This is a genomic window from Cytobacillus sp. IB215316 (assembly GCF_033963865.1).
In the GTDB taxonomy this organism is placed as follows: Bacteria; Bacillota; Bacilli; order Bacillales; family SM2101; genus Nanhaiella; species Nanhaiella sioensis.
This window is the reverse complement of record NZ_JAXBMC010000017.1, coordinates 43,592-66,428: the sequence shown is the minus strand read 5'-3', so window position 1 is coordinate 66,428 and position 22,837 is coordinate 43,592. Positions and strand designations below refer to the sequence as shown.

General features: G+C 34.7%; 22 protein-coding genes. 1 reads left to right on the top strand and 21 read right to left on the bottom strand.

From position 1 onward, the window contains the following. From SLH48_RS19395 to SLH48_RS19315, 17 genes are all read right to left on the bottom strand, one after another. Positions 1 to 357, bottom strand: a 357-nt coding sequence (locus SLH48_RS19395) for a copper ion binding protein (protein WP_320259478.1), incomplete at its 3' end; no start/stop codon positions are given. Positions 358 to 374: 17 nt separating this feature from the next. Beyond that, positions 375 to 695, bottom strand: coding sequence for a metal-sensing transcriptional repressor (locus SLH48_RS19390; protein WP_284730432.1), 321 nt, complete (start codon positions 693 to 695; stop codon positions 375 to 377). A gap of 57 nt (positions 696 to 752) precedes the next feature. Next, on the bottom strand, positions 753 to 1,394 hold the full coding sequence (locus SLH48_RS19385; RefSeq protein ID WP_320259477.1) for a nitrite reductase: 642 nt from the start codon (positions 1,392 to 1,394) through the stop codon (positions 753 to 755). 251 nt (positions 1,395 to 1,645) lie between these two features. Further along, positions 1,646 to 2,410: a twin-arginine translocase subunit TatC gene (gene tatC / locus SLH48_RS19380; RefSeq protein ID WP_320259476.1), complete on the bottom strand. Its 765-nt coding sequence runs from the start codon at positions 2,408 to 2,410 to the stop codon at positions 1,646 to 1,648. A 324-nt stretch (positions 2,411 to 2,734) separates the two neighbouring features. After that, positions 2,735 to 2,929 (bottom strand): twin-arginine translocase TatA/TatE family subunit, encoded by a 195-nt coding sequence (locus SLH48_RS19375; protein ID WP_214481192.1) that lies wholly within the window; start codon positions 2,927 to 2,929, stop codon positions 2,735 to 2,737. Positions 2,930 to 3,082: 153 nt separating this feature from the next. Continuing rightward, positions 3,083 to 4,354, bottom strand: coding sequence for a threonine ammonia-lyase IlvA (gene ilvA, locus SLH48_RS19370; protein ID WP_320259475.1), 1,272 nt, complete (start codon positions 4,352 to 4,354; stop codon positions 3,083 to 3,085). Positions 4,355 to 4,575: 221 nt separating this feature from the next. After that, the gene (locus SLH48_RS19365; RefSeq protein WP_320259474.1) at positions 4,576 to 5,091 is read right to left on the bottom strand and encodes a dihydrofolate reductase; all 516 of its coding nucleotides are present in this window, start codon (positions 5,089 to 5,091) and stop codon (positions 4,576 to 4,578) included. Between the two features lie 9 nt (positions 5,092 to 5,100). Next, positions 5,101 to 5,808, bottom strand: a complete 708-nt coding sequence (locus tag SLH48_RS19360) for an anthrax toxin lethal factor-related metalloendopeptidase (protein WP_352223060.1) — start codon at positions 5,806 to 5,808, stop codon at positions 5,101 to 5,103. A 178-nt stretch (positions 5,809 to 5,986) separates the two neighbouring features. Continuing rightward, positions 5,987 to 7,222, bottom strand: coding sequence for a dicarboxylate/amino acid:cation symporter (locus tag SLH48_RS19355; protein ID WP_320259473.1), 1,236 nt, complete (start codon positions 7,220 to 7,222; stop codon positions 5,987 to 5,989). 375 nt (positions 7,223 to 7,597) lie between these two features. Then, a complete protein-coding gene (locus SLH48_RS19350; protein ID WP_413785444.1) occupies positions 7,598 to 8,200 on the bottom strand; it encodes a YpjP family protein in 603 nt (200 codons plus the stop codon). A gap of 444 nt (positions 8,201 to 8,644) precedes the next feature. Next, on the bottom strand, positions 8,645 to 8,779 hold the full coding sequence (locus SLH48_RS19345; protein ID WP_214481198.1) for a YuzL family protein: 135 nt from the start codon (positions 8,777 to 8,779) through the stop codon (positions 8,645 to 8,647). A 199-nt stretch (positions 8,780 to 8,978) separates the two neighbouring features. Continuing rightward, positions 8,979 to 9,758, bottom strand: a complete 780-nt coding sequence (locus SLH48_RS19340; protein WP_320259479.1) for a class I SAM-dependent methyltransferase — start codon at positions 9,756 to 9,758, stop codon at positions 8,979 to 8,981. A 123-nt stretch (positions 9,759 to 9,881) separates the two neighbouring features. Then, a complete protein-coding gene (locus SLH48_RS19335) occupies positions 9,882 to 10,316 on the bottom strand; it encodes a BrxA/BrxB family bacilliredoxin (RefSeq protein WP_214481200.1) in 435 nt (144 codons plus the stop codon). A gap of 74 nt (positions 10,317 to 10,390) precedes the next feature. After that, positions 10,391 to 12,070, bottom strand: coding sequence for a dihydroxy-acid dehydratase (gene ilvD / locus SLH48_RS19330; protein WP_320259472.1), 1,680 nt, complete (start codon positions 12,068 to 12,070; stop codon positions 10,391 to 10,393). A 403-nt stretch (positions 12,071 to 12,473) separates the two neighbouring features. Next, positions 12,474 to 13,343, bottom strand: a complete 870-nt coding sequence (locus SLH48_RS19325) for a LysR family transcriptional regulator (protein ID WP_320259471.1) — start codon at positions 13,341 to 13,343, stop codon at positions 12,474 to 12,476. A 63-nt stretch (positions 13,344 to 13,406) separates the two neighbouring features. Then, on the bottom strand, positions 13,407 to 14,117 hold the full coding sequence (locus SLH48_RS19320; protein WP_320259470.1) for an aspartate/glutamate racemase family protein: 711 nt from the start codon (positions 14,115 to 14,117) through the stop codon (positions 13,407 to 13,409). A 179-nt stretch (positions 14,118 to 14,296) separates the two neighbouring features. Continuing rightward, complete coding sequence (locus tag SLH48_RS19315; RefSeq protein WP_320259469.1) at positions 14,297 to 15,430, bottom strand: conserved virulence factor C family protein; 1,134 nt, start codon at positions 15,428 to 15,430, stop codon at positions 14,297 to 14,299. 246 nt (positions 15,431 to 15,676) lie between these two features. Here SLH48_RS19315 and SLH48_RS19310 point away from each other — a divergent pair, with 246 nt between their 5' ends. Then, a complete protein-coding gene (locus tag SLH48_RS19310; RefSeq protein ID WP_320259468.1) occupies positions 15,677 to 16,651 on the top strand; it encodes a peptidoglycan-binding protein in 975 nt (324 codons plus the stop codon). 482 nt (positions 16,652 to 17,133) lie between these two features. Here SLH48_RS19310 and SLH48_RS19305 read toward each other — a convergent pair whose 3' ends face one another. The 4 genes from SLH48_RS19305 to SLH48_RS19290 form a co-directional block, all read right to left on the bottom strand. Further along, positions 17,134 to 19,017 carry an ABC-F family ATP-binding cassette domain-containing protein gene (locus tag SLH48_RS19305; protein ID WP_320259467.1) on the bottom strand — a complete coding sequence of 628 codons (1,884 nt, stop codon included), beginning with the start codon at positions 19,015 to 19,017 and terminating at the stop codon, positions 17,134 to 17,136. After that, positions 19,014 to 19,658, bottom strand: coding sequence for an HD domain-containing protein (locus SLH48_RS19300; RefSeq protein ID WP_320259466.1), 645 nt, complete (start codon positions 19,656 to 19,658; stop codon positions 19,014 to 19,016). The genes SLH48_RS19305 and SLH48_RS19300 overlap by 4 nt, the downstream gene beginning before the upstream one ends. A gap of 1,254 nt (positions 19,659 to 20,912) precedes the next feature. Beyond that, on the bottom strand, positions 20,913 to 21,755 hold the full coding sequence (locus SLH48_RS19295) for a DegV family protein (RefSeq protein WP_320259465.1): 843 nt from the start codon (positions 21,753 to 21,755) through the stop codon (positions 20,913 to 20,915). A 560-nt stretch (positions 21,756 to 22,315) separates the two neighbouring features. Further along, complete coding sequence (locus SLH48_RS19290; protein ID WP_214481208.1) at positions 22,316 to 22,795, bottom strand: glutathione peroxidase; 480 nt, start codon at positions 22,793 to 22,795, stop codon at positions 22,316 to 22,318. Positions 22,796 to 22,837 lie beyond the last annotated feature (42 nt).

Below are 22,837 nucleotides of genomic sequence, written 5' to 3'. Positions count from 1 at the left end.
TTCAGTTGTCAAATTAACCGTTGCAGCTTCAATACCGTCCATTTTATTTACCACTTTTTCAATCCGCGTGGAGCAGGCAGCACATGTCATGCCGTATATATCAAGGTCTACCTTCTCAGTCTGTACACCGTAGCCAAGTTTATTAATTTTTGACACTACCTCTTCTGGCTTCACTGTATCACTATTATACTTAACCGTTGCAGCTTCCATCGCCAAATTCACATTCGCTTCCACACCGTCCATTTTGTTTAAGACCTTTTCAATTCGTGTGGAACACGCGGCACAAGTCATCCCTGTTATCCCCAATTTCATCTGGTTTTGGGTCGGGTTTTGTACTAATTGACTCTGCTCGCTCATATTGATCATCTCCATATTTATGATTTAGAGAACTGTTTAATTACTTTCATTAACTCTTCAATTGCTTCATCACCTGAGCCTTCTTTTATAGCGTCTGATACACAGTGATGTGCATGTCGTTCTAATAATTGAAACCCTACATTTTTCAAAGCTGAATTGATCGCAGAGACTTGGATAAGAATATCTACACAATAACGATCATCTTCAACCATTTTTTGAATACCTCGAACCTGTCCTTCTACTCTTTTTAAACGCTTTATTAACTGATCCTTTTCTTTATCACTTCGGGGCGTCGCAAGCATTTTCCCCTCATCATTAACATGACAATCATTATCCATTGTGATCACCTCTTAGTTATATAGTATACCCCTGTAAGGTATCTGTCAAGCGGATAATTATCTTTTTTCGAGACCTTCTTCGACCTCCTGCAATAATTGATTAAACCCTACCCGATCTATAAATTTCGCAAAGTGCTCTCTCTTCTTGCCTTGTTGTTGATAAGCTGCTAGTATATCGTCTATTGTTGTAAATAAATCTTCTGGACTAAGTTGGGATTTAAAAAGCTTTGCTATTTTTGCATCAACGCCTTTTGCTTTGCCACCAATGTAAAGATCATAGTGATCTTTATTTTTTATAACCCCAATATCGTTCATTAATGGTTCACCACAAGCATTTTGACACCCTGTATATGCTGGACGAACTGGAAATGGCACTTCTCTCCCAGCAATGCGTTTATTCAGTTCGATAGCTACAGGCATTCCTTCTTCTTCAGCGCCCTTACAAAAATTACATGTTCGTAGACTTTTTACGTACATACCGACTGGATAACACGAAAATCCATTGTTCTCTAAATCTGCGACAACTGTATCGACTTTACTTTCTGGAACGTCTATATAGAGTTGTTGAAAGGTCGTGAGCTCTACCTCACTATCTTCCCCAATATGTTTAGCAAGGACCATTAATTGTTTGGAGGTAAGTTTTGCCCCGAAGCCTACACCGCCGTTGACAGCTAATGTGATTAATTTCCCTTTTGTCATATTTCAGTATCTCTCCAATCTTTCATTATGTTAAAGTATCAAGCTTACACTTATAATACTATACCCCCCTACAGTAACTGTCAATGCTTTTATTATTGTTATTTTCGAAAACGATGTAACCACTCTTACAACATTAGAACAGCTAAGTAGATTAATACGCGTCATCGTTGTTCATAATAAAACGTAGCCTTTTGCAGGCAGGGGTTAAGAAAAGAGCCATATAAAGAGCGAAAAAAAAGACCTCTGAGAGGTCATTTTGCAACTTCATTTGACAACATATCTACTTGATCCCGCTCTTCTTTTTTCTGTTTTTTCTTGTATACAATTTTCGAAAGTATTATGCTACATTCATATAAAAATAGTAACGGAATTGTAACTAAGAAGTCAGAAATAAAATCAGGTGGTGAAATAGTAACTGAAATAATAACTAGAACGAAATAGGCGTATTTTCGTACCTTTTGCAAAACATATGGATTGATGATACCTATACTCGTCAAAAACATAACCACAACTGGTAACTCAAACAAGATCGCAAATGGTATCGTCATCGTTAAGACGAATTGAAAATACTTTTCTGCCGTGAACATCGTATCAAACATTTCTTCACCAAGGTTTGTTAAAAAGCCGAAAACAACGTCAAGTATAACAAAATAGCCAAAACACAAACCTAGAATAAATAAAATAAATAAAGCAGGAATATAAGAAAGTGTTATTTTACGCTCAATTGGCTTTAACGCTGGCTTAACGAATAGCCATATTTGTAGTGCCAATATCGGAATTGTGCAAGCAATCGCTAATATTCCAGCAATTGTAAAATAGACCCATAATACTTCACTTGGACCTAATATAACTAACGTAATACTATATGGGTCTAGACCCATTACAAGCCAATTATATATATCTTTAACAAAGATAAATGCAAAAATAAAAAAAATGATAAAAGCCACCATTGTAATAAGTAGTCGTTTTCTTAGCTCATCTAAGTGGTCTACCAATTTCATCTCTTGATCTTCCATCTCCAAACACCCGCCTCTGTTTCATCATCCACATTTCAAGAGGGTGACCCCTGAAGAATCTTCTCTCACAATCCTTTATATGTTGTATATAGGTATCGTCACCTGGAAGGTTATACAATATATAGAGGCTACGAAATCTAATCCTTTCACTATGAGCCACCCTCTTGGGGTCTTTATCATTACCTTTGTTGCTGCTCGTGCTATTTTGAACAGCTAGAAGAGGTTTATGCGATTGTCACCAAATTTATAGAAGAAACATGAATTACGAATAAATCATCCGTAAATAACCTTAATTAATGAAGAATAGAATAAATGTATGGATTTTTAGGTCGCTTTCTTCTTTTTATCTTCTTCTAATTCGTCAATCACATCGCTAGTCAATTCTTTAGTAGATGTTTTAAATTCTTTCAGCGTTTGTCCAAAAGATCTCCCAATTTCAGGAAGTTTTTTAGGGCCAAATATAACTAAAGCAATTACTAATATAAGGATAAGGCCCGGAACCCCAATGTTTGTAAGCATGTTCATCATCCCCCCTGTTTCCTATTTCATGAAAAGCTTAGTTAAATTATATTATTATTTCCAACAAAAATGGATGATGGACGGAGATTATTCACAAGAAGTTCATATTTTCTTAAATTCACAACATCTTCTTGTTAACAGAAAAGTAATCTGTTAAATAAACAAATGAAAAAGATTGCTGTCCTTTTTCACTTCTTGATATGCAAAACCTTTTTTGTTCATACGTTCTATTAATGGTTTATAGTCATTTTTGTGCTTTAATTCAATGCCTACTAATGCAGGTCCATTTTCTCTATTATTTTTTTTCGTATATTCAAATCTTGAAATATCGTCAGTAGGACCTAACACTTCATCTAGAAATTCTCTTAACGCCCCAGCTCTCTGAGGGAAATTAACAATAAAATAGTGTTGCAAGCCTTCATACATCATAGACCGTTCTTTAATCTCTTGCATTCTTCCTATATCATTATTACCACCACTTATGACACAAACAACAGTTTTCCCACGTAATTGGTCTTTATAAAAATCTAATGCTGCAATCGGTAATGCGCCTGCAGGTTCAGCAACAATAGCATTCTCATTATATAATTCAAGGATTGTCGTACAAGCTTTCCCTTCTGGAACTAACAGTACATCATCTACAACAGCGTTACTTATGTTAAACGTCGTATCACCAACTTTTTTCACAGCAGCTCCATCAACAAATTTATCAATTGTATCAAGAGTGGTCACTTCCCCCTTCTTTCGAGATACATCCATGGCAGGAGCTCCCTCAGGTTCAACACCAATGACCTTTGTTTGTGGTGAAATGCTCTTTACATAAGTACCAATGCCCGAAATGAGACCACCACCACCAATACTAGCAAAAATATAGTCGATTGGTTCATCACAATCATTTAGTAGTTCTACTGCCACAGTACCTTGACCAGCAATAACGTTCATATCGTCAAATGGATGGATAAATGGTCTATTCTCTAATTTACTGCATGTCATTGCTTGCTCGTAAGCATCGTCAAATGTATCACCTGTTAAGATAATTTCAACGTTCTCTTTGCCAAACAGCTCTACTTGCGATACCTTTTGTCTTGGAGTTGTTGTTGGCATAAATATCTTGCCATGAATTCCAAGATGTCTACAAGAATATGCAACTCCTTGAGCATGATTGCCTGCGCTTGCACACACTATTCCAGATTCCAACTCTTGCTTTGATAAATGTTTGATGCAATTATATGCTCCGCGAATTTTGAAAGAACGGACAACCTGTAGATCCTCTCTCTTTATATATAAATTACAGTCAAATCTTTCTGATAAGACTTCATTGCGCTGTAAAGGGGTATGAGTTACTACATCTTTCAATGTTTGATGGGCAATCATTATATCCTCGAGTTGAACACGCTTTACTTGTTGTTTAACTTGTTGGCTCATTATACAAACCCTTTCTGTAAGTAGTAATTACTTTAATACGTTAATGTTGTGATTGGAACATTATATCATGAAATATTTAAAATGAAATATATTTTCAGAAAATATTTTAAATTTCTCACCAACAATAAAAACATGCAATTATACTTGTGTTTGTTATAATGATTATCGGAAATAACATCATTAATCGCACCTGTTCAATACATTAGATGCAGTAAAATTTCTTATGCACTTGTTACCTCTTCACTTCTCCTACGTTCATAAGTTAAGAAATAATAGTCTATATTGTTATCTTCATCCTTCAAACCTTTTGTCTTTGATTTTAAAAGCCAGTCATCAGCAGAAATCATAAAAGGAAAATACGTATCCCCTGCATATGTAGCAACAACAAACGTAACATATAGCTTATCGACATATTGAAATAGTTGCTTATAAAGTGTTTCACCACCGAAAATAAATACTTCCTCGTTGTTAGCTTGTTCTTCAATACGAAAGATGTCATCGATTGTATGAATCAGTTGAACGCCTTCTATTTCAATATTTTGATCTCTCGTTAAAACCACATTTTTTCTATCTGGTAACGGTCTTCCTATCGAATCAAATGTTTTTCTCCCCATAACTACAGTGTGACCCATCGTTATGCGTTTAACGTGTGCTAAATCATTAGGTAGATGCCATGGAATGCTGTTGTTTTTTCCAATCGTACGGTTTTTATCAAATGCAACAATGATTGATAACATCTATTTTCCTCATTTCATTAATGATAAGCTGCGTATATATTTCGCTGTTAAGGGGGCATTTTCCGCAAGAAGTTCTCTCGTTTCGTTACTTGTATAGTACATAGCAAAAGCTTCTGCAAAAAATTCCTCTGGATAATCATTAAAATATGGTTGATTTGGAAAGATGGTCGACACTTCAGTATTCCAAGCTGCCAAAAACTCCATACTATGTCTAATGTTATCAAAAACAATCGCATCAATCGAATGCGCTAACTCGTGCAATTCAAGGTTGTGAGAACCGTGACCTTGCCCTTTTTCACTATGTCCTATTTTTACAAGGACGACGTAGTTTCCTCCCATTCCAGGAACACTATCCCACTTCATGTCAGTATCCACATAACCTCTCGGTCTTACACCTGCTAAGTGGTTAGCAAATGGTTCATTAATGATAGAACCATTAAACAATTTTACATATACTTTGTTATTAACTAATTTCTGCATTATTGCAGAATCAATTCGGTTAAGCGATTGTATTATATTAAGAACTGATCGTTCGTCAAATTCCTCATTTGGAAGTAGTAGCATCTCTTTAATATATTCATAGTTTGATAGTTGTTGAACAACTGTCATTTCATTTATTGGATGATAGTTTTTTAGAAGTACCCCATATTGATTAGCAGAGGAAGGGATCGTAAGGAAAGGGACAAATATACATAATAATAGCGTCATTTTTTTCATCACATTCAATGTGTGCCTCCCCCCAACTTGGAAATCTAGTGTAATATATATGTAATATTAGTGTAACATATATCTCACAGTGGAGGGTGTGCTCAAACTCTATTAAATTATGGAAAAGAGAAGGTGAGACTTTTTATAAAAAAATAGCCAACCTAATAATTAGGTTGGCTATTTTGGTTTATGCAGTTTTAGCATTACTTGCTTCATGCTTTTCTTCTGATTTAGCGATAAACTTCGCACATGCAGCGTCACCAGTAATATTAACTGCTGTTCTTGTCATATCAAGTAACCTATCAACACCAAGAACGAGTGCAATTGCCTCTAAGCTTAATCCAACTGATGTTAGTACCATCGTTAACATAATGATTCCCACACCAGGAACACCTGCAGTTCCGATACTAGCTAATGTAGCTGTTAATACGATAGTAGCTAGATCGGCCATTGAAAGATCTACACCGTATAGCTGAGCAATAAATACTGTAGCAACCCCTTGCATGATCGCTGTGCCGTCCATATTGATTGTAGCACCTAATGGCTGAACGAAACCACTAATACTCTTAGGTATTTTTAAATTCTTTTGAGCTGTCTCCATTGATACTGGTAAAGTAGCTGAACTACTTGATGTACTAAAAGCGACAGCAATTGCTGGTAAGAAGTTTTTAATGAAAGTAATCGGATTCATTTTACCAAGGACTAATATAACTGAACCATATGTTATTGACAAATGTATGAATAAAGCTAAAAGTACAGCAAAGAAATATTTACCCATTGCAGCAATCGCATCAAATCCTTGTCCACCTATCGCAACTGCTATAAGTGCGAATGCACCGATAGGAGCTAGCTTCATAACAACATCTACCAAGAACATTAATATGCTATTTGATTCTTCAATAATCTTTTTAATAGAAGGTACTTTTCCTTCAAGCTGTGTAATAGCAAAACCAATTAATATAGAGAAAAAGATAATTTGCAACATGTTTCCTTCAACCATTGCTTCAAAAGCATTAGTTGGAATGATATCGATTAATGTTTCCATAACCGGTGGTGCTTCTTTAGCTTCTACTTCTGTATCTTCTCCTATAGTTAATCCTTCTACTAGACCCGGTTGTAGGATATTACCTACCGATAATGCAATTACTAGTGCAATAGAAGTAGTAATTAAGAAAAAGATAACTGTCTTGATACCAATTCGTCCTAATTTTTTCGGATCACTTATTCCCGCAGTTCCTAAAATTAGTGAGATAATAACAATAGGTACTACTAATAGCTTAATTAAGCCAATGAAGATTTTACCGAGTGGAGTTAAAATGTAAGTTTCTGCTGCGTCAAACCATTGAGGAATTCCGATATTGAAAACTAACCCGACTAAAATACCTAGACCCATACCAATTAATATTTTTTTTGTTAATGACATAACTTCACCTCTTTAATACTTTGTTGTGTTAAAAACTATAGGGTAATAATACTTATGAAGATGAGGATACCAAAGTCTTCATGCTGCTTTTTTATTTTAATACATGTGAACGATTGTTGTCAATTATCAAAATATTATGATCTAAAAAATAATATTTTGTCGAAATCACGATCCATATTGTTACAATCAACCTACTTTGTTACTTAAATATAATAAACTACAGAATAAATCAACTTCTAGAATGCATATCTATCCATTAAGAAAGTCGTTTTTCATTTGAATCATTTTTAATACTAGTTTCTAAAATAGTTTTTTAATATAGCAAAATAAACAAAAAAATACGTTGCTTTTTCAAAAGCAACGTAAAAATCAGCCTCAGGTTTTCCACCGTGGTGGGGTATTTTTGTCCCAATATATACTTCCTAAATCGTTGTGTGCTTGGAATGTATCTAGATACGTATGGTAGTGAAAATTGAACCAATATCCCTCCAAAGGTGGGTGATCCCTTCTGACATGAAAACGAACAAGGTCCTTATTTTTCTCATTATCATATATGTTAAATATTTTTTCTCCATAGCCACCAGATGGACTTTCTGTGATGGATAAGTTATGCAATTTATAATCTGGGTATTGATTAGTTAGATCTAGTATTACTTCTTCTATTTTGGGTAATACAGCTAGACGGAATTCATCCTCGATAACAGGACCAATTTTTTGTCCAAATTTCTCAAACGACTTATCTTCAACAGCAGTCATCGTCGTTTCGATAAATTGTTGCCTATTCTGCTCATCTTCTTCAACCTCTAACTGGAATAGGTGCTCATCATCTTCAGCCGTCAGATCAGGGTTAACTAAATCTTGCTTCGATGTGTCATTGGATTTAGAAACTGGGACTGTTAAAGATGGTGGTGGAGATATTAACCCAAATGTACTTATTGTGATTAAGATGACAAGTGTTTTTCTCATCCACAGTGGCATTGTAATTCTTCCTTCCTTTTTAAATAAATCTACTTCTATGTAAATGTTTTCATTCTATTATTCTACATGATGATCATAATATATTAATACGAGTTTAGTAGCATAAATATTTAAATTTTAAGTTCGATGTATTAATAAATATTATAGCACAAATAATATGTGGAGAGGAGGTTTCAAGTATGGAAAATGATATTGTATATTTTGTATTATCCATTATCACATTGGGGTTTTTAACTTATTTAAACATAACTGACTAACTTTGTGATAATACGATAAAAACACCCTTCATATACTAAAAATCAACTGCAAGTTCAACTTTAACTTATTCACTAAAAAATCTTATAGCAGTAAAGAAATAACCGGTAAACAAACTAACATAGAGGCAGCTGATGTTAATAGAGTTTTGGGTCGACTCAAATGTATGACGAGTCGACCCAACTTCGCTTATGATTGTTTATTTTTCTTTCGAGCTGAACTTTTCTGATAGTTTCCAGTTTCAGCTGAAGTAGTCCCTTGCCCCTCTACATCAGGAGAGCTTAAACCGATCGTTGCAGGGTTTTTCTTACGTTTTTTAGACACTAATATCACCTCCATCTGTATACTTTAACCTACTTAACTTATTTCATTCGAACAGCAATTTATTTAATCAAACCTCTTTTTATATTGTTTGATTTTAACTAAAGGCTGTTTGCACCTTTAGTGTTGTTTATCGTACAAAGACATAAAACATAAGATACAATTTATAACGCGATTGATAAGAATAATCAAATTGTAAACATCAAATAGCGGCATGAAGATAGCCAAAGTGAAATTTAGCTGTTTTTCGTTTTTCTACAATAAAATTAAACTTGTCAAACGTGTTACTTTGATAATGATCCTTCAACACTATTCTTCGTTTTGCTACGCGCTTTGCTTCAGATAACACTTCCGCTGTGATTTCTGAATAAACTGCTAAATGTTTTAAGCTATTAATACCGTTTGATTCGGTTATCGTTTTTTCAAACATTGGATCAAAATATACGACATCAAAATAATCACTCGGACAATTTTTTAAATATAGTAAATGATCGTAATGAACAATTTCAATCCATTTCATAGCATTGGTCATCTCTAATAACTGAGAATTCCATTCATGTAGCCCTCTCTTAACCAAATATGCTAAATAACGATTTCCTTCAACTCCTACAACTTTTCCACTCCTACCAACTACATAACTCGCCAAAATACTATCAGAAGCTAGTCCAACAGTGCAATCTAAAAAAGTCATACCTTCTGAAAGTTGTACAGCTCTAAGAAACGGGTCATCAAGTCCTAACATTATACGTTTTAAACGGAACATAGCTGAATTAGGATGAAAAAACACCGGTTCATTTGCAGTGATAGGATGTATTTCTAGTCTATTTCTACCTATCATTAGCACATCTTGGTTATAGTGGTGTTTCAATTCCTTTAAAGACGATTTTCTTCTATCAACATAAGGGATTTTTAAATCCCTCGCTACTTCTTTTGCAAGTAGAATACCATTTTCATCTGTTCGACCACCGGTTGTTGCAATCAATGTCATCACCTATTTTTAATTCTTCTGTAAAATCTCATAAATAGTTGTAAGCTTTAATTAACAAATAATATTAAGTGTGCTTTCACGTAATATATAGAAAGAGGACGTCATATAGACATCCTCTTAACATGATTTATTAAAAGCAGATTGTAAGTTCTCCATAATCTGTTCCATCGCATGACCTTCAATTTCATGACGGGGAATAAAATGTACCACTTCTTTTCCTTTCAGTAGAGCCATTGATGGTGATGATGGCTCAAGGTCGACAAAATACTCCCTCATCTTAGAAGTAGCCTCTTTATCTTGACCTGCAAACACTGTAACAAGCTGATCAGGTTTTTTGTCATTATTTAATACAGCCTGCGTTGCAGCTGGTCTAGCTAGCCCTGCTGCACATCCACATACCGAGTTAACTACAACTAGGGTAGTGCCTTGTGCTTCATCTAAAAATTCTTCAACTGATTCAGCTGTCAATAGTTCAGTAAAGCCTGCGTTGACTAATTCTTGACGCATCGGCTTAACCATTTGTTTCATATATTCTTCATAAGCCATCGACATATACAATTCCCTCCAATAACATTCCGATGCTTAAAGAATACTGTACATATCATAGAAAATCAACTAATAACAACTTAATAAAGATCTGTGACCGCACCTTTTGAAGCACAAGAGACTTGATGAGCGAATTTTCCTAGCACACCTCTTGAATGTAACTTAGGTGCTACCCAGCTAGCTCGACGTTCTTCTAGCTCTACTTCTGAGAGATCAACGGCTAGTGACTGTAACTCACTATTGATGGTTACGATATCACCAGTTTTCAACAACCCAATTGGGCCACCTACTTGTGCTTCTGGGGCAATGTGGCCAACAACAAGTCCGTGTGTGCCTCCTGAGAAGCGGCCATCAGTTAATAATGCTACACTCTCTCCTAATCCTTTACCAACTAAGATAGCTGATATTGATAACATCTCAGGCATACCAGGACCTCCTTTAGGTCCTTCATACCGAATAACAAGTACATCTCCAGCTTTGATATCATCATTTAGTACTGCTTGTGTTGCTTCATCCTCTGAATTAAATACTTTAGCTGGTCCAGTTAGGTGCTTTGTTTTCAAGCCTGATACTTTTGCAACTGCACCATCTGGAGCTAAATTACCTTTTAAAATAACTAAAGGACCCGTTGCTTTTAACGGTTGTGAAAATGGCATGATGACTTTTTGACCTTCTACTAAAGGTGGTGCCTCCGCTAAGTTTTCGGCTAATGTTTTCCCTGTTACAGTAAGGCAATGTCCGTGTAAAAGACCTTCATCAAGCAATACTTTCATAACGGCTTGGACCCCACCTGCTTCATGAAGATCTTGCATCACATATTGACCACTTGGTTTTAAATCCGCAATATGAGGCACTTTCTTTTGCAATCTATCAAAGTCTTCCAATGACAAATCGACATCAACTGAATGAGCAATTGATAATAAATGAAGAATTGCATTTGTTGATCCTCCAAGTGCTAATACAACAGTAAAAGCATTCTCAAAAGCTTCTTTTGTCATAATATCCTTTGGATAAATTCCTTTTTCTAATAAATGATAAACTGCTTCTCCTGCTTTCAAACAGTCTTCGCCTTTAAAGGAAGACTCTGCAGGATTCGATGAACTTCCTGGTAAACTCATTCCCATTGCTTCTATTGCAGAAGCCATCGTGTTAGCAGTATACATTCCCCCGCATGAACCAGCTCCAGGGCATGCATGACACTCAATTTGATGGAGCTCTTCACGATCAATATCACCTTTATTATATTGTCCCACTCCTTCAAATGCTGAGACAATGTCAATATCTTTGTCATTATGTCTACCAGGTTTTATTGTACCACCGTAAACAAATACTGCTGGCACATTAGAACGCCCAATAGCGATCATACATCCAGGCATGTTTTTGTCACATCCACCGATAGCAACAAAAGCATCCAAATTTTCTCCACCAACAACGGTTTCAATAGAATCAGCAATAACTTCCCGACTAGGTAATGAAAACCTCATACCTGCTGTTCCCATTGAAATACCATCTGAAACAGTAATTGTATTAAATATTAACGGTGCGCCACCGGCATTTTTAGCACCTTCTTTTGCCTTGATAGCTAGCTCATCAATATGAATATTACATGGCGTTACCTCGCTCCATGTACTTGCAATACCAATCATCGGTTTTTTAAAATCTTCATCACTAAAACCGACAGCACGCAGCATTGCTCGATTCGGTGCTCGTTTTACATCATCACTAAGCGCTTTACTTCGGATACGTAAATCCTTGGACATATTATCAACCTCTCTTTGAGTATATATTTTAACAATATAGTTTGTTTTCATTTGTTTTGCAATAGTTTTTTTGTGAATTTTTTTAAAATACTGTAAATAAGTTTATGACTGGTCAAAATTTACAAAATGAACATAGAAAAAGGGTAAGGTTCCAAAAAATTCAATTGCTTATTTTATTGGATCAACCGCCAATAAAATAGCCAACTTATTAGAACATACCCTATTTAAGTCTGCTTTATTTATCTATTAAATTCTGAATGTTATCGCATTGATTGTTGTTTTTCCTACTAAGAAATAAAAACGGATAAACCAAGCGGTCGTGGTAACTTTCCTCATATTAATAAGGTCACTTGGCATAGATTTATTTTTTCCTGTCCTCTATTATTTTCAATAACCACAAAGTTTACGAAAAGAGCCTTTCCTTAAAATAATTGATAAAAACGGATTGTGAACTCCCTTTTACGTAAATAAAATCAATGCTTATATTCATTCTAATTGGTGGTGTTAATTCAACTCGAACGAGCTGCTCCTTTTGAAGCTCCTTTTTTACACAATGTTCAGGTAAAAAGCTAATCCCCATACCTTGTATGACTAAATTTTTTGCTGTTTCCATATTGTCAACTTCCAAAGAAATATTCGGTGAAATACTATTCGTCGAAAAAATTCTATGAATATAAAGCCAGTCCATCGAGCCATAATCAAAAAAAATGAGTGGCCACTTTGCAACTTGCTCTAACGTTTTCGTTTCCTGCTTCAGCAAAACATGGTCGTTCGAAACAAACAGGCTTATAGGATCATCGTATAAATGAATCGATTCAATTTCTGGATGAGTTTCTCTTCTTATAATTCCAAAATCAACTTCTTGATTAATTACTTTTTGTAAAACGTCTTTTGAATGCCCAGTTATTATCTTCATTCGTACATTGTTAAATTCTGCTTTAAAATCAGGTAGCATAGATGGTAAGACATTATTAGCTATAGATAATGCACAGCCGATTTTTAATTCGTTCGGAAGCAGTTCTTGCTGGAGTCTATACTTTGCTTCTTGATAAGATTGCAATATTTTTTGCGCATGGGGAAAAAAATATTCACCTTTATCAGTTAGCGATACTTTATTTCCTTGACGAAAAAATAGCTTAATATTCATTTCACGTTCTAGAGATTGAATTCGTGCAGAAACAGAAGGCTGAGTCAAAAATAACGCTTCTGCTGCTTTATTAAAGCTCCCAAGTTGACAAACATATATGAAAGCTTCAATATTATCAATATTCATACTCCCCACCCTTTTGTTTTCTCACTCTTCTAACTTATCACTCTACTAAGTTATACGCTTGCTTTATACAGAAAGTAACTCATTATTCATATTTGTTGCTATGTGTACGACCTTTTTTGCAATAATTTCAGTTGGGTCTACCACAATCAATTGTTTTGTTGATTGAAGCACAAGTGGTATTTCGGTACAACCTGCAATAATTGCATCAGCACCAAGTTCCTTCAACTCTTTAGCGATAGCTGATAAGTAAAATAATCCCGTTTCTAGTTTACCACCTTTTATAGAATATATCCCTTTCATAACATATGCTTGCATGTCTTTGTTTGAATTGATAAGGGCAATGTCATATTTATTTAAACAATGCTGATACAAGTTAGATTGTAAAGTACCATCAGTAGCTAATAAACCGACTCTCTTGAATTTGTGCTCTTGTAAATATTTCGCAGTTTCAATTGGCATATGGATCACCGGTATCTCAACTGAGTGTATAACAGCCCTGTAGAAAAAGTGTGCAGTATTACACGCAATCATTAATAAATCTGCACCAGCCTTTTGTAGCCGTTGTGCAGATGCTACAATTGATGGTGTCGGATCTAAGCCTTCACCAATAATTGCTGAAGTGCGATCAGGAATTTGTGAGTTGCTATCCACAATGAGGTGAAGATGGTCTTGATCATGTTTGGCTGGCGTATTATTAATTATTTTATTCATTAAATCTACTGTTGCCTTCGGGCCCATACCACCTATTATGCCTACTTTTTTGCTCTCCATCATTATCACAACCTTAAAATAATCATTAAGTATGAAGTAAATTATAGTTTTATTTTGCTTCATTGACTTATAGAAAAGTTCTATTTAATGATAGAAACATTTAATGATCCGTATAATCATTACCAACAAAAAACCAGGTGTAATAAACTCTACACCTGATTTGAATATATACATCTTATATATTAATCTTTGTTATTCCTACTATCCGTCATCTGTTTCCAAACAGACCCTTTCGCTTCCTCCCCTTCTTTAATTCGTTCAATTGCTAGTTTCATTTGCATACTTACTTCAAATTCCGGATCATTTTGAGCTTCAATTAAAGCAGGCAATGCTGAATCGTCTCCAACTTCATATAAAAACATCGCTGCTCTCCACCTTACTAATTTACTCGGATCTTGTAAAGCTTTAATCATTGCCCCAATCGCACTTGGATCTCCAATATCTGATAAGCAATCCCCAGCCGTTCTTCTAACTGTTATACTCTTATCAGTCAACGCTTTATATAAATATGGTAACACAACTGGTTTTTCTATCATGCCTAAGTACACGGTAGCGAGCCGTCGTATCGAAGCTTTATCATCATTTAATGCTTGTGCTAAAACTGGAATATCTTCCTCAGTTGGCTCCATTTGTTCTAGTGCCGCATACCGTTTAGTCCAATCAGCATTTTCTAGCATTTCAGCTGTTACTTTGTAGCTGTTTTTTAACAAATGACTTGCTGCGGTATGATCTTTTTTCTTTGCTGCATCAACTAGTCTATTTAAGCGGTCTTCATCATAAACAGCTATTAATTCCTCAACCACCTCTGAACCAACATCTTCAATATCACCATAACGAGTTCCATATTCCTGCCATTGTCTATCACTAACGACATTATTTACGGATGATTGCATTGTTAATACTGCTTCTTTAAATCGCTCTGGTAAGCCATACCGTTTTTCAGTTTGTCCATCTAGTAATTTTACTTGCATTGGAATAAATTGGATCATTTGCACAAATACTTTTACATCTCCAAATGTATCAGCAACTTCTTGACGTGTATCGCTAGATTCTTCAATATCTTCCCCAAAAGCCTCCCTTACTTTTGGTAAGATCTCTTGCCAATCATACTTGGCATTACGTTCTACAGCTAAAAAATCAGCAACATGGTATACTCCTTTCACACCATCAATCGACAAAATGTCTTGAATGATTTGTGGTGCACTTTCGCTATTCTCTCTCTTATAATTATTACTTTTTCCAGAGGGTAATTCTTTGTTTAAGATAATTTTCATTGTATTTGGACTAGGTGTTGGTTCAATTGTATTGATCTTCAAACTAATCTCCCCTTTTTTACTACAAGTATAGTAAAAATAATTTTAACATACGTACGTCCTTCCATCCATTACACTCACTCTTAAAAAGTTGTCCGATATATTTCTACAAAAGATGAGCAAATTTACTGTTAATTTGTCATAATCAATCTTATTCACAAATATTAATGTTATAAATCATTCCCCTTTTACTAAGCTCAGGTAATTTTACTTATTTAAAATGACACTTTATTGGAATGGAGGTCAAACATGAAGTTATCAACAGGAACAAAGTATAACTTTGTTTTATCATCAGTTGCCGCCACTGTTGTATTAAGTACGTCATTGCCAATAAACACATCTGTAAATTCCGATATTTTAAGTGTGCGGGAACTAAAGAAAGAACAATTACGTTATGGACATACTGGGCAAGCAGTAAAAACACTTCAACTAAAGCTTAAAAACCTGGCAATGTATCATAGTCATATTGACGGGGTTTATGGTAAGAAAACGAAGGAAGCTGTACAATTATTTCAAAGTAAAACACAGTTAGCTACAGATGGCATTACCGATCAAAAGACGTTAACTAAATTAGCTAAGTTTGATACACTCCACAAGCAAAAAGTTTTGTCATACGGCGCAACAGGTGAAGAGGTAGTAAAATTACAACACCAATTACAAAACCTAGGTTATTACGAAGGACATGTTGATGGAATATTCGGTCCACTTACATTAGCAGCAGTAAAAACATATCAGCAACGTAATAAGTTGACAATTGATGGCATAGCTGGACGACAAACATTGCAACACCTTGAAACAAATAAGAATAAGGTTGGTAAAACAATATATATCAAACCAGCAAAACAAACGACAGTGAACTCTGTTGATACATCCTTGATCACAATTGCGCAAAAATACATCGGAAGCCCATATGTTTGGGGTGGAACTTCACCTAGCGGCTTTGATTGCAGTGGCTTTTTAACTTTTGTATTTGATCAAAAAAGCATCAAAATCCCTAGAACAGTCAGTGACATATGGAATTTTACTGTTGACGTCCAAAATCCAAGCATCGGTGATATTGTTTTTTTTGAAACGTATAAGCCAGGGCCTTCTCATGCTGGAATTTACATTGGGAATAACCAATTTATTCATACTGATTCATCAGTTGGCGTTACAGTTAGTCATCTTAGTAACTCCTACTGGAACTCTCGATATTTGGGAGCAAAGCGAGTTGTCCAATACTAAGAAACCTTCTACAGTGTGTATGTCTACTAAACTAGGAATAGATATATTATTTCTATCAACAATGATTAAGCCATACAAAAAGTCCAACTGTAAAAGTTGAACTTTCAAATGACATGAGAATGTGAATGGCACTGTAAACTAACAACCGAAGGTGTAGGTCTTTAACAAAGGATGTTTTCGCATTAAATATTGCCTTTCGTAATAAATGCGTACACAATTAGATTTCGTGGCACCTTTTTCTTCTGTACAACAATGACTAACCATGTAAAACTACTTTCTTTGGTAATAATTTGGCTTTTAATAGCAACGATGAGAAGAGCCTTAAAAAGTTATACCGAATTATGTTTTTTAGCTGGTGACTTATATCAAATCAAAGTTAATTATTCGGCAGTTGTTCTCAAACAAACGGGATCCATGTTCAGTTTAGTGCATCCATAATTGACAAACATTAATACAACAATTCAGCTCCATAACATAGAGTTTCATTTAGTTGCTTCTATGATTTCAGATAATTCTTCCCAACGTTCCATCAACTGTTCTAATTGTTTTGTAGTATCCTCATGTTCCTTCATTAGTGATTGAGCAGTTTCAAAATCACTTCCTGTTTGTTCAATTTGTTGCGTCAGGTGTTCACAAGTTTGTTCCATTTCTGCGATCCGATCTTCAATTGTTTCCCACTCTTTTTGTTCCTTGTAAGTTAGCTTGCGGATTTGCTTCTTTTCTTTTTTCGGAACTTCTTTGTCTTTTTGTAATTCTTTCACTATCGTCTTTTCAGAACGCTGTTCAATAAAAGCTGTGTATGAACCAAAGTGTGTTTTCACATGTCCATCACCTTGAAAAACGAGAATTTGTTCCGCTATTTTGTCCAAAAAGTATCGGTCGTGTGATACAGTGATTACAACACCTGGGAACTCATCTAAATAATCTTCTAATATTGTCAAAGTTCTAGTATCAAGGTCATTTGTTGGTTCATCGAGTAATAAAACATTTGGTGCATCCATTAATATTTTTAATAAAAATAGTCGTTTTCTCTCTCCACCAGAAAGTTTACGAATCGGTGTACCGTGAGTATGCATCGGAAATAAGAATCGCTCTAGCATTTGAGCAGCAGAAATTGTGTGACCATCTATCGTTTCTATAACTTCTCTTGACTCCTTCACATATTCAATGATCCGTTGATTTTCATTCATATGAAAGGTTTCTTGAGTATAGTATCCAATTTTAACAGTTGGACCGACTGAGAATTTTCCATCGTCAGGCGTTATTTTTCCTGCTATTAAATTTAGCAATGTAGATTTCCCAGATCCATTCTCCCCAACGATACCGATGCGGTCTCCCCGCTTTATTAACAGGTTAAAATCTACTAAAATGGTTTTGTCCCCGTAAGATTTGGTGACATTTTCTAATTCAACTACCTTCTTCCCTAGACGGCTAGATTGTAATGATATATCCAACTTGCTTTCATTTGTTGTAAATTTACTATTTTCTAATTCCTCAAAGCGCTTTATTCTCGCCTTTTGTTTCGTTGTTCTTGCTTTTGCGCCTCTTTTTATCCAAGCGAGTTCATAACGGTATAGATTCTGACGTTTTTCCTCACTAGCCTGTGCTTGTTCTTCTCTTAACGCTTTTCCTTCTAAATAAGATGAATACCCGCCTGCATAACTATATAAGTTACCATTATCCAACTCCAAGATGCGATTTGTAACTCGATCTAAAAAATACCGATCGTGTGTTACGAGCAATATAGCCCCATTAAACTTAGCTAAATAATCTTCTAACCACATGATTGTCTCATAATCTAAATGGTTCGTTGGCTCATCTAAAATTAATAAATCAGGTTCTGCTATCAATGCCTGTGCTAATGACACTCTCTTTTTTTGTCCTCCTGATAGCTCGCCAATTTGTTGTGAATAATCTTTGATACCGAGCTTAGTTAGTATTGCTTTTGCATTTGAATTCGCTTCCCAAGCATTCATAGCATCCATACGTTGCTGTGTAGTAAACAACGCTTGTTGGATTTTTTCATTTGTCGGTTCATCTGCTAGTTTTAATAAAATGTGCTCGTACTCTTTTAATAAGTTAATAAGTGGCGTATCACCATGAAAAACTTGATCAAGCACTGAATGGTTTTCTTTAAATACTGGTTGCTGAGCTAAATAGCTTATTGTATAGCCTTTTGAACACATCATTTGACCTTCATCAGGAGTTTCTTCTCCAGCAATAAGCTTTAACAAAGTTGATTTCCCTGTTCCGTTTACACCTATGACCCCAATTCGATCACCGGACGTTATACTGAAAGATATGTTTTCAAACAACGTCCTTTCTGTATAGCTTTTTGTGAAATTTTCTACTGTTAGTAATTTCATAGCTGACCATTCCATTCCTCAAAAAATTGTAATAAGTACTTTTCTATAAAAACATGCCTTTGTTGCGCTATCTTCTTTCCTTCTTCCGTGTTCATTTTATCTGAAAGGCGTAATAATTTCTCATAAAAGTGGTTAATTGTTGTACTTTGCTCATATCGATATTGCTCATACGTCATGCTTTCCCTTAACGGTATATCAGGGTCATAAAGTACATGTCCCTTTATGCCACCATATGTAAATGCACGAGCTATACCGATCGCACCTAATGCGTCTAATCTATCTGCATCTTGAACAACTCGACCTTCAAGGGATTTCATTGGAACTCCATTTCCTCCTTTAAACGAAAGTGAGGTAATGATATCCATTATATGTTCAGTATCGACAGATTTTACTCCGTTTGAATGCAGAAAGCTTGTTACGAGTTTAATTGCACCTTTTGGATCATCCATAATTTTGTCATCTATCGTATCGTGTAACAACGCAGCCATTTCAACTATAAAAAGATTTGACCTTTCAATTTTACCTATATGTAATGCCAAGTTTCTTACGCGATGTATATGAAAATAGTCATGACCAGTTCGGTCATCAACTAATATTGATTTTACAAATTGTTCAGTAATTTTTATCATTTCTGCATTCATTAATATCACCTGTTTAAATTATTGGACGTTTTACACTATATATCTTGTCCGTTGTAACAGCAAACAAAGAACATCCACTCTTTTAAAATACTATATAACCGACAATTTAATAATGCAGCATTTTTCGTAAAGTTTGAAGCTTTTGAGGCTAATATTGGATAGCACCAAATAAATTTTTGCAATTGACACCATTTAAAATGAGATAGTATGCCAAAGTTGTATTCGTCTATATTTAAGAGTTCAAAAAAACTTTCAATGCGAAAAAAGCCACTTTTAAAAAAAACAGACATAAGCCTATTGCTTTCTCAACACATTGTAACATGACGGAAGGATTATTGTGGAATCATTTTAAGTAGGGACATTTGACTAACAACATGCATATAATGATGAAGATTTAATATTAAAGCAACTAAATATCAAGGTTCTCTTGTCATACTTGTTGCTTTTAAACTAAGCATTAAGAATATGTCTTATATTCATAGTATTTAATGGGTAAAGGTCCTTTTCGTAAACTTTGTTGCGATAGTTCGTAAAATAGCATATAAAAACATCGTTTTATAGGGATGCCCCGAAACTTATTTATATACGTTTGTTATTTGTTGGAACGATAAACAACTTTCAATACGAAAACAGACTTGTTAATTAAGCTATTTAATGAACATGCACTAACCAGGTTGTCCCCAAAATAGGCTGGAGCTCATACACCAATTAATGCTTCTTGTTTAGACTTTGTTAGTTTACAGGTAGGAATAGAGAAAAATTGAAAGGATCTGGTTCACATAAATAATAATAGTTGCTTTCACCAACATCCTCCCCAAACGCAAGCCACAATTGGTACAGCTTGGTATGGACGCCATGTAATTATGATTGTCTGTAATCCTACAACAAACCAATTCGTTTCATTATACTCAAGCTTACATGCTCCTATAGAGCCTACCAATCCAAATTGTGCAGAAACTATAGCTCAATTATTGAGTATAGGCTATAAAATTGAGGCAAGCGTACCACTTTCTACTCATTTAGTGCAATATATACTAGTGTTGTAGGTTCATTTTCACACATGTAACCTTTAAAACAACACTATAACGATATGTAGTTACCTTTCATAATTATTTTCGCATTGAGTGTTGCTTTGCATACAAATAAATTAACACAGACACAACAATAGTTTCATGGCATTTATTCTATTGTGATAACATATGAGACTTCATGTTATTATCGTAATTTTGTATGAAAAAACAACAAAGTTAGAGCCTAATTATTAAACCAGCTAATTCCAATTGTGTCTTCACCTGTATGTACACCGAGAGAAGTAGAAAATGGGTACGTAAGTACATTCAACGAAGGAAACAAACTTTCTATTTTTTGTTTTAGTACCTGTGCTTTATCACTGCGTAATCCATATAATAAATACACTTCTGAGATTGTTGAATGTTGGACTTCTTCTTTCAATATAGTAAGGAAGCGATGTAAGGCCTTACGTTCTGATCGCACTTTGTCATAGATTGCTAATGTACCATTGTTAAAAGTGATGATTGGTTTAATTTTCAACAAACTACCAACCACAAATTGGATACTATTTAACCTTCCACTCGCATATAGCTGCTCAAGACTACCAACTATTACATACATTTTATTTTTGTCTACTAATTTTTGTATAGAAGATACGACATCTTTAATTTCTGTGCCTGCTCCGTTAAGTCGAATACCTTCAGAAATTAAAGCTGTCATTGGATATGAGGTAACTTTCGAATCAATTACATAAATTGGTTTTTGAATTTGTTGTGCTGCTTGAAAGCTTGAAGAATAAGTGCCGCTTAATTTCGAAGAAACATGTATTGAAATAATGTAATCATAACTGTATTGTAACTTTTCATACAATGCTTGAAATTGACCAACCGATGGTTGGGAAGTTTTCGGTTTGGAGATTGAAGATTTTAATTTACTGTATAACTCATAAGGCGTTAGATCCACACCATCCCGATATTCTTGATTATCAAAGATTATCGTAATTGGTACAACGTATACATCAGGGTGATGCTGTAATTCCTCATTAATGCAAGCTGAGCTATCCGTTACCCACGCTATTTTTAGCACATTTCTTCAATCCCTTCTTTTCATTGAACATTATAGCTATTCACATTCATTAGATACTTTTCTAAGTAGTATTTATGGAAGTATTGTTACTTTTTTTAAAAACTCATGAATCTTAGTTCTTTTCGTAAACTTTGTTTTATACCAAATTAGTACCATTTATATGTTAGCCATCGTTGTAAACAAGAAAGGATGCCAAGAACTCTTGTGGTGTGCGTGTTTATTTCTTTATACGAAAAAAACAATCCATGCGAAAACAGCTTTCGTCAAGTTTGTTACGATTGTTTTCAATTAGCAACGTAAGAAGGAATTTAATAGATTAATATTATCGTTTTACTTAAGAAAAGATGCCAAGAACAACAGTTGTGTAGGTGTTTATTGTTTAACTCATTATGATCACACCTACATATTTATAATAGATCATTGTGTTACTACTCTTCACGAATCATCATTTCTAACCTACCTTACTTAAATATATAAAAACTGCACCTTCATAAATATCTACGGCTATTTTGAAGGTGCAGCTTTTTATGACGATAGTTGTATAACAATTGATAGCTCAATTAGTTTAGCAACTGCTCAATATTTTCTTTCATTGCAGATGGTTCTACTTTAGGAGCAAATCTCGATACGGGTTTGCCATTTTTATCAATTAGAAATTTAGTGAAATTCCATTTAATTCCTTTCGAACCTAAAATTCCAGGTGCTTCTTCTTTTAAGTATGTAAATAACGGATGAGCATCCTCACCATTCACATCAACTTTCGAAAACATCGGAAATGTTACACCGTAATTAATTTCGCAAAAGCTCTCAATTTCTTCATCATCACCCGGTTCTTGATTTCCAAATTGATCACAAGGAAACCCTAATACTACAAGTCCTTTATCTTTATATGTTTTATATAACTCTTCAAGTTGTTTATATTGTGGAGTAAAACCGCATTTACTAGCTGTGTTAACAACCATTACGACCTGCCCTTCGTAATCATGTAAAGATTTAGCTTCACCCTTAATTGTTGATGCTGAAAATTCGTATATAGACATCTTTATCCCTCCTGTTTACTATTGTAAAAGTTGTTTTAAGGT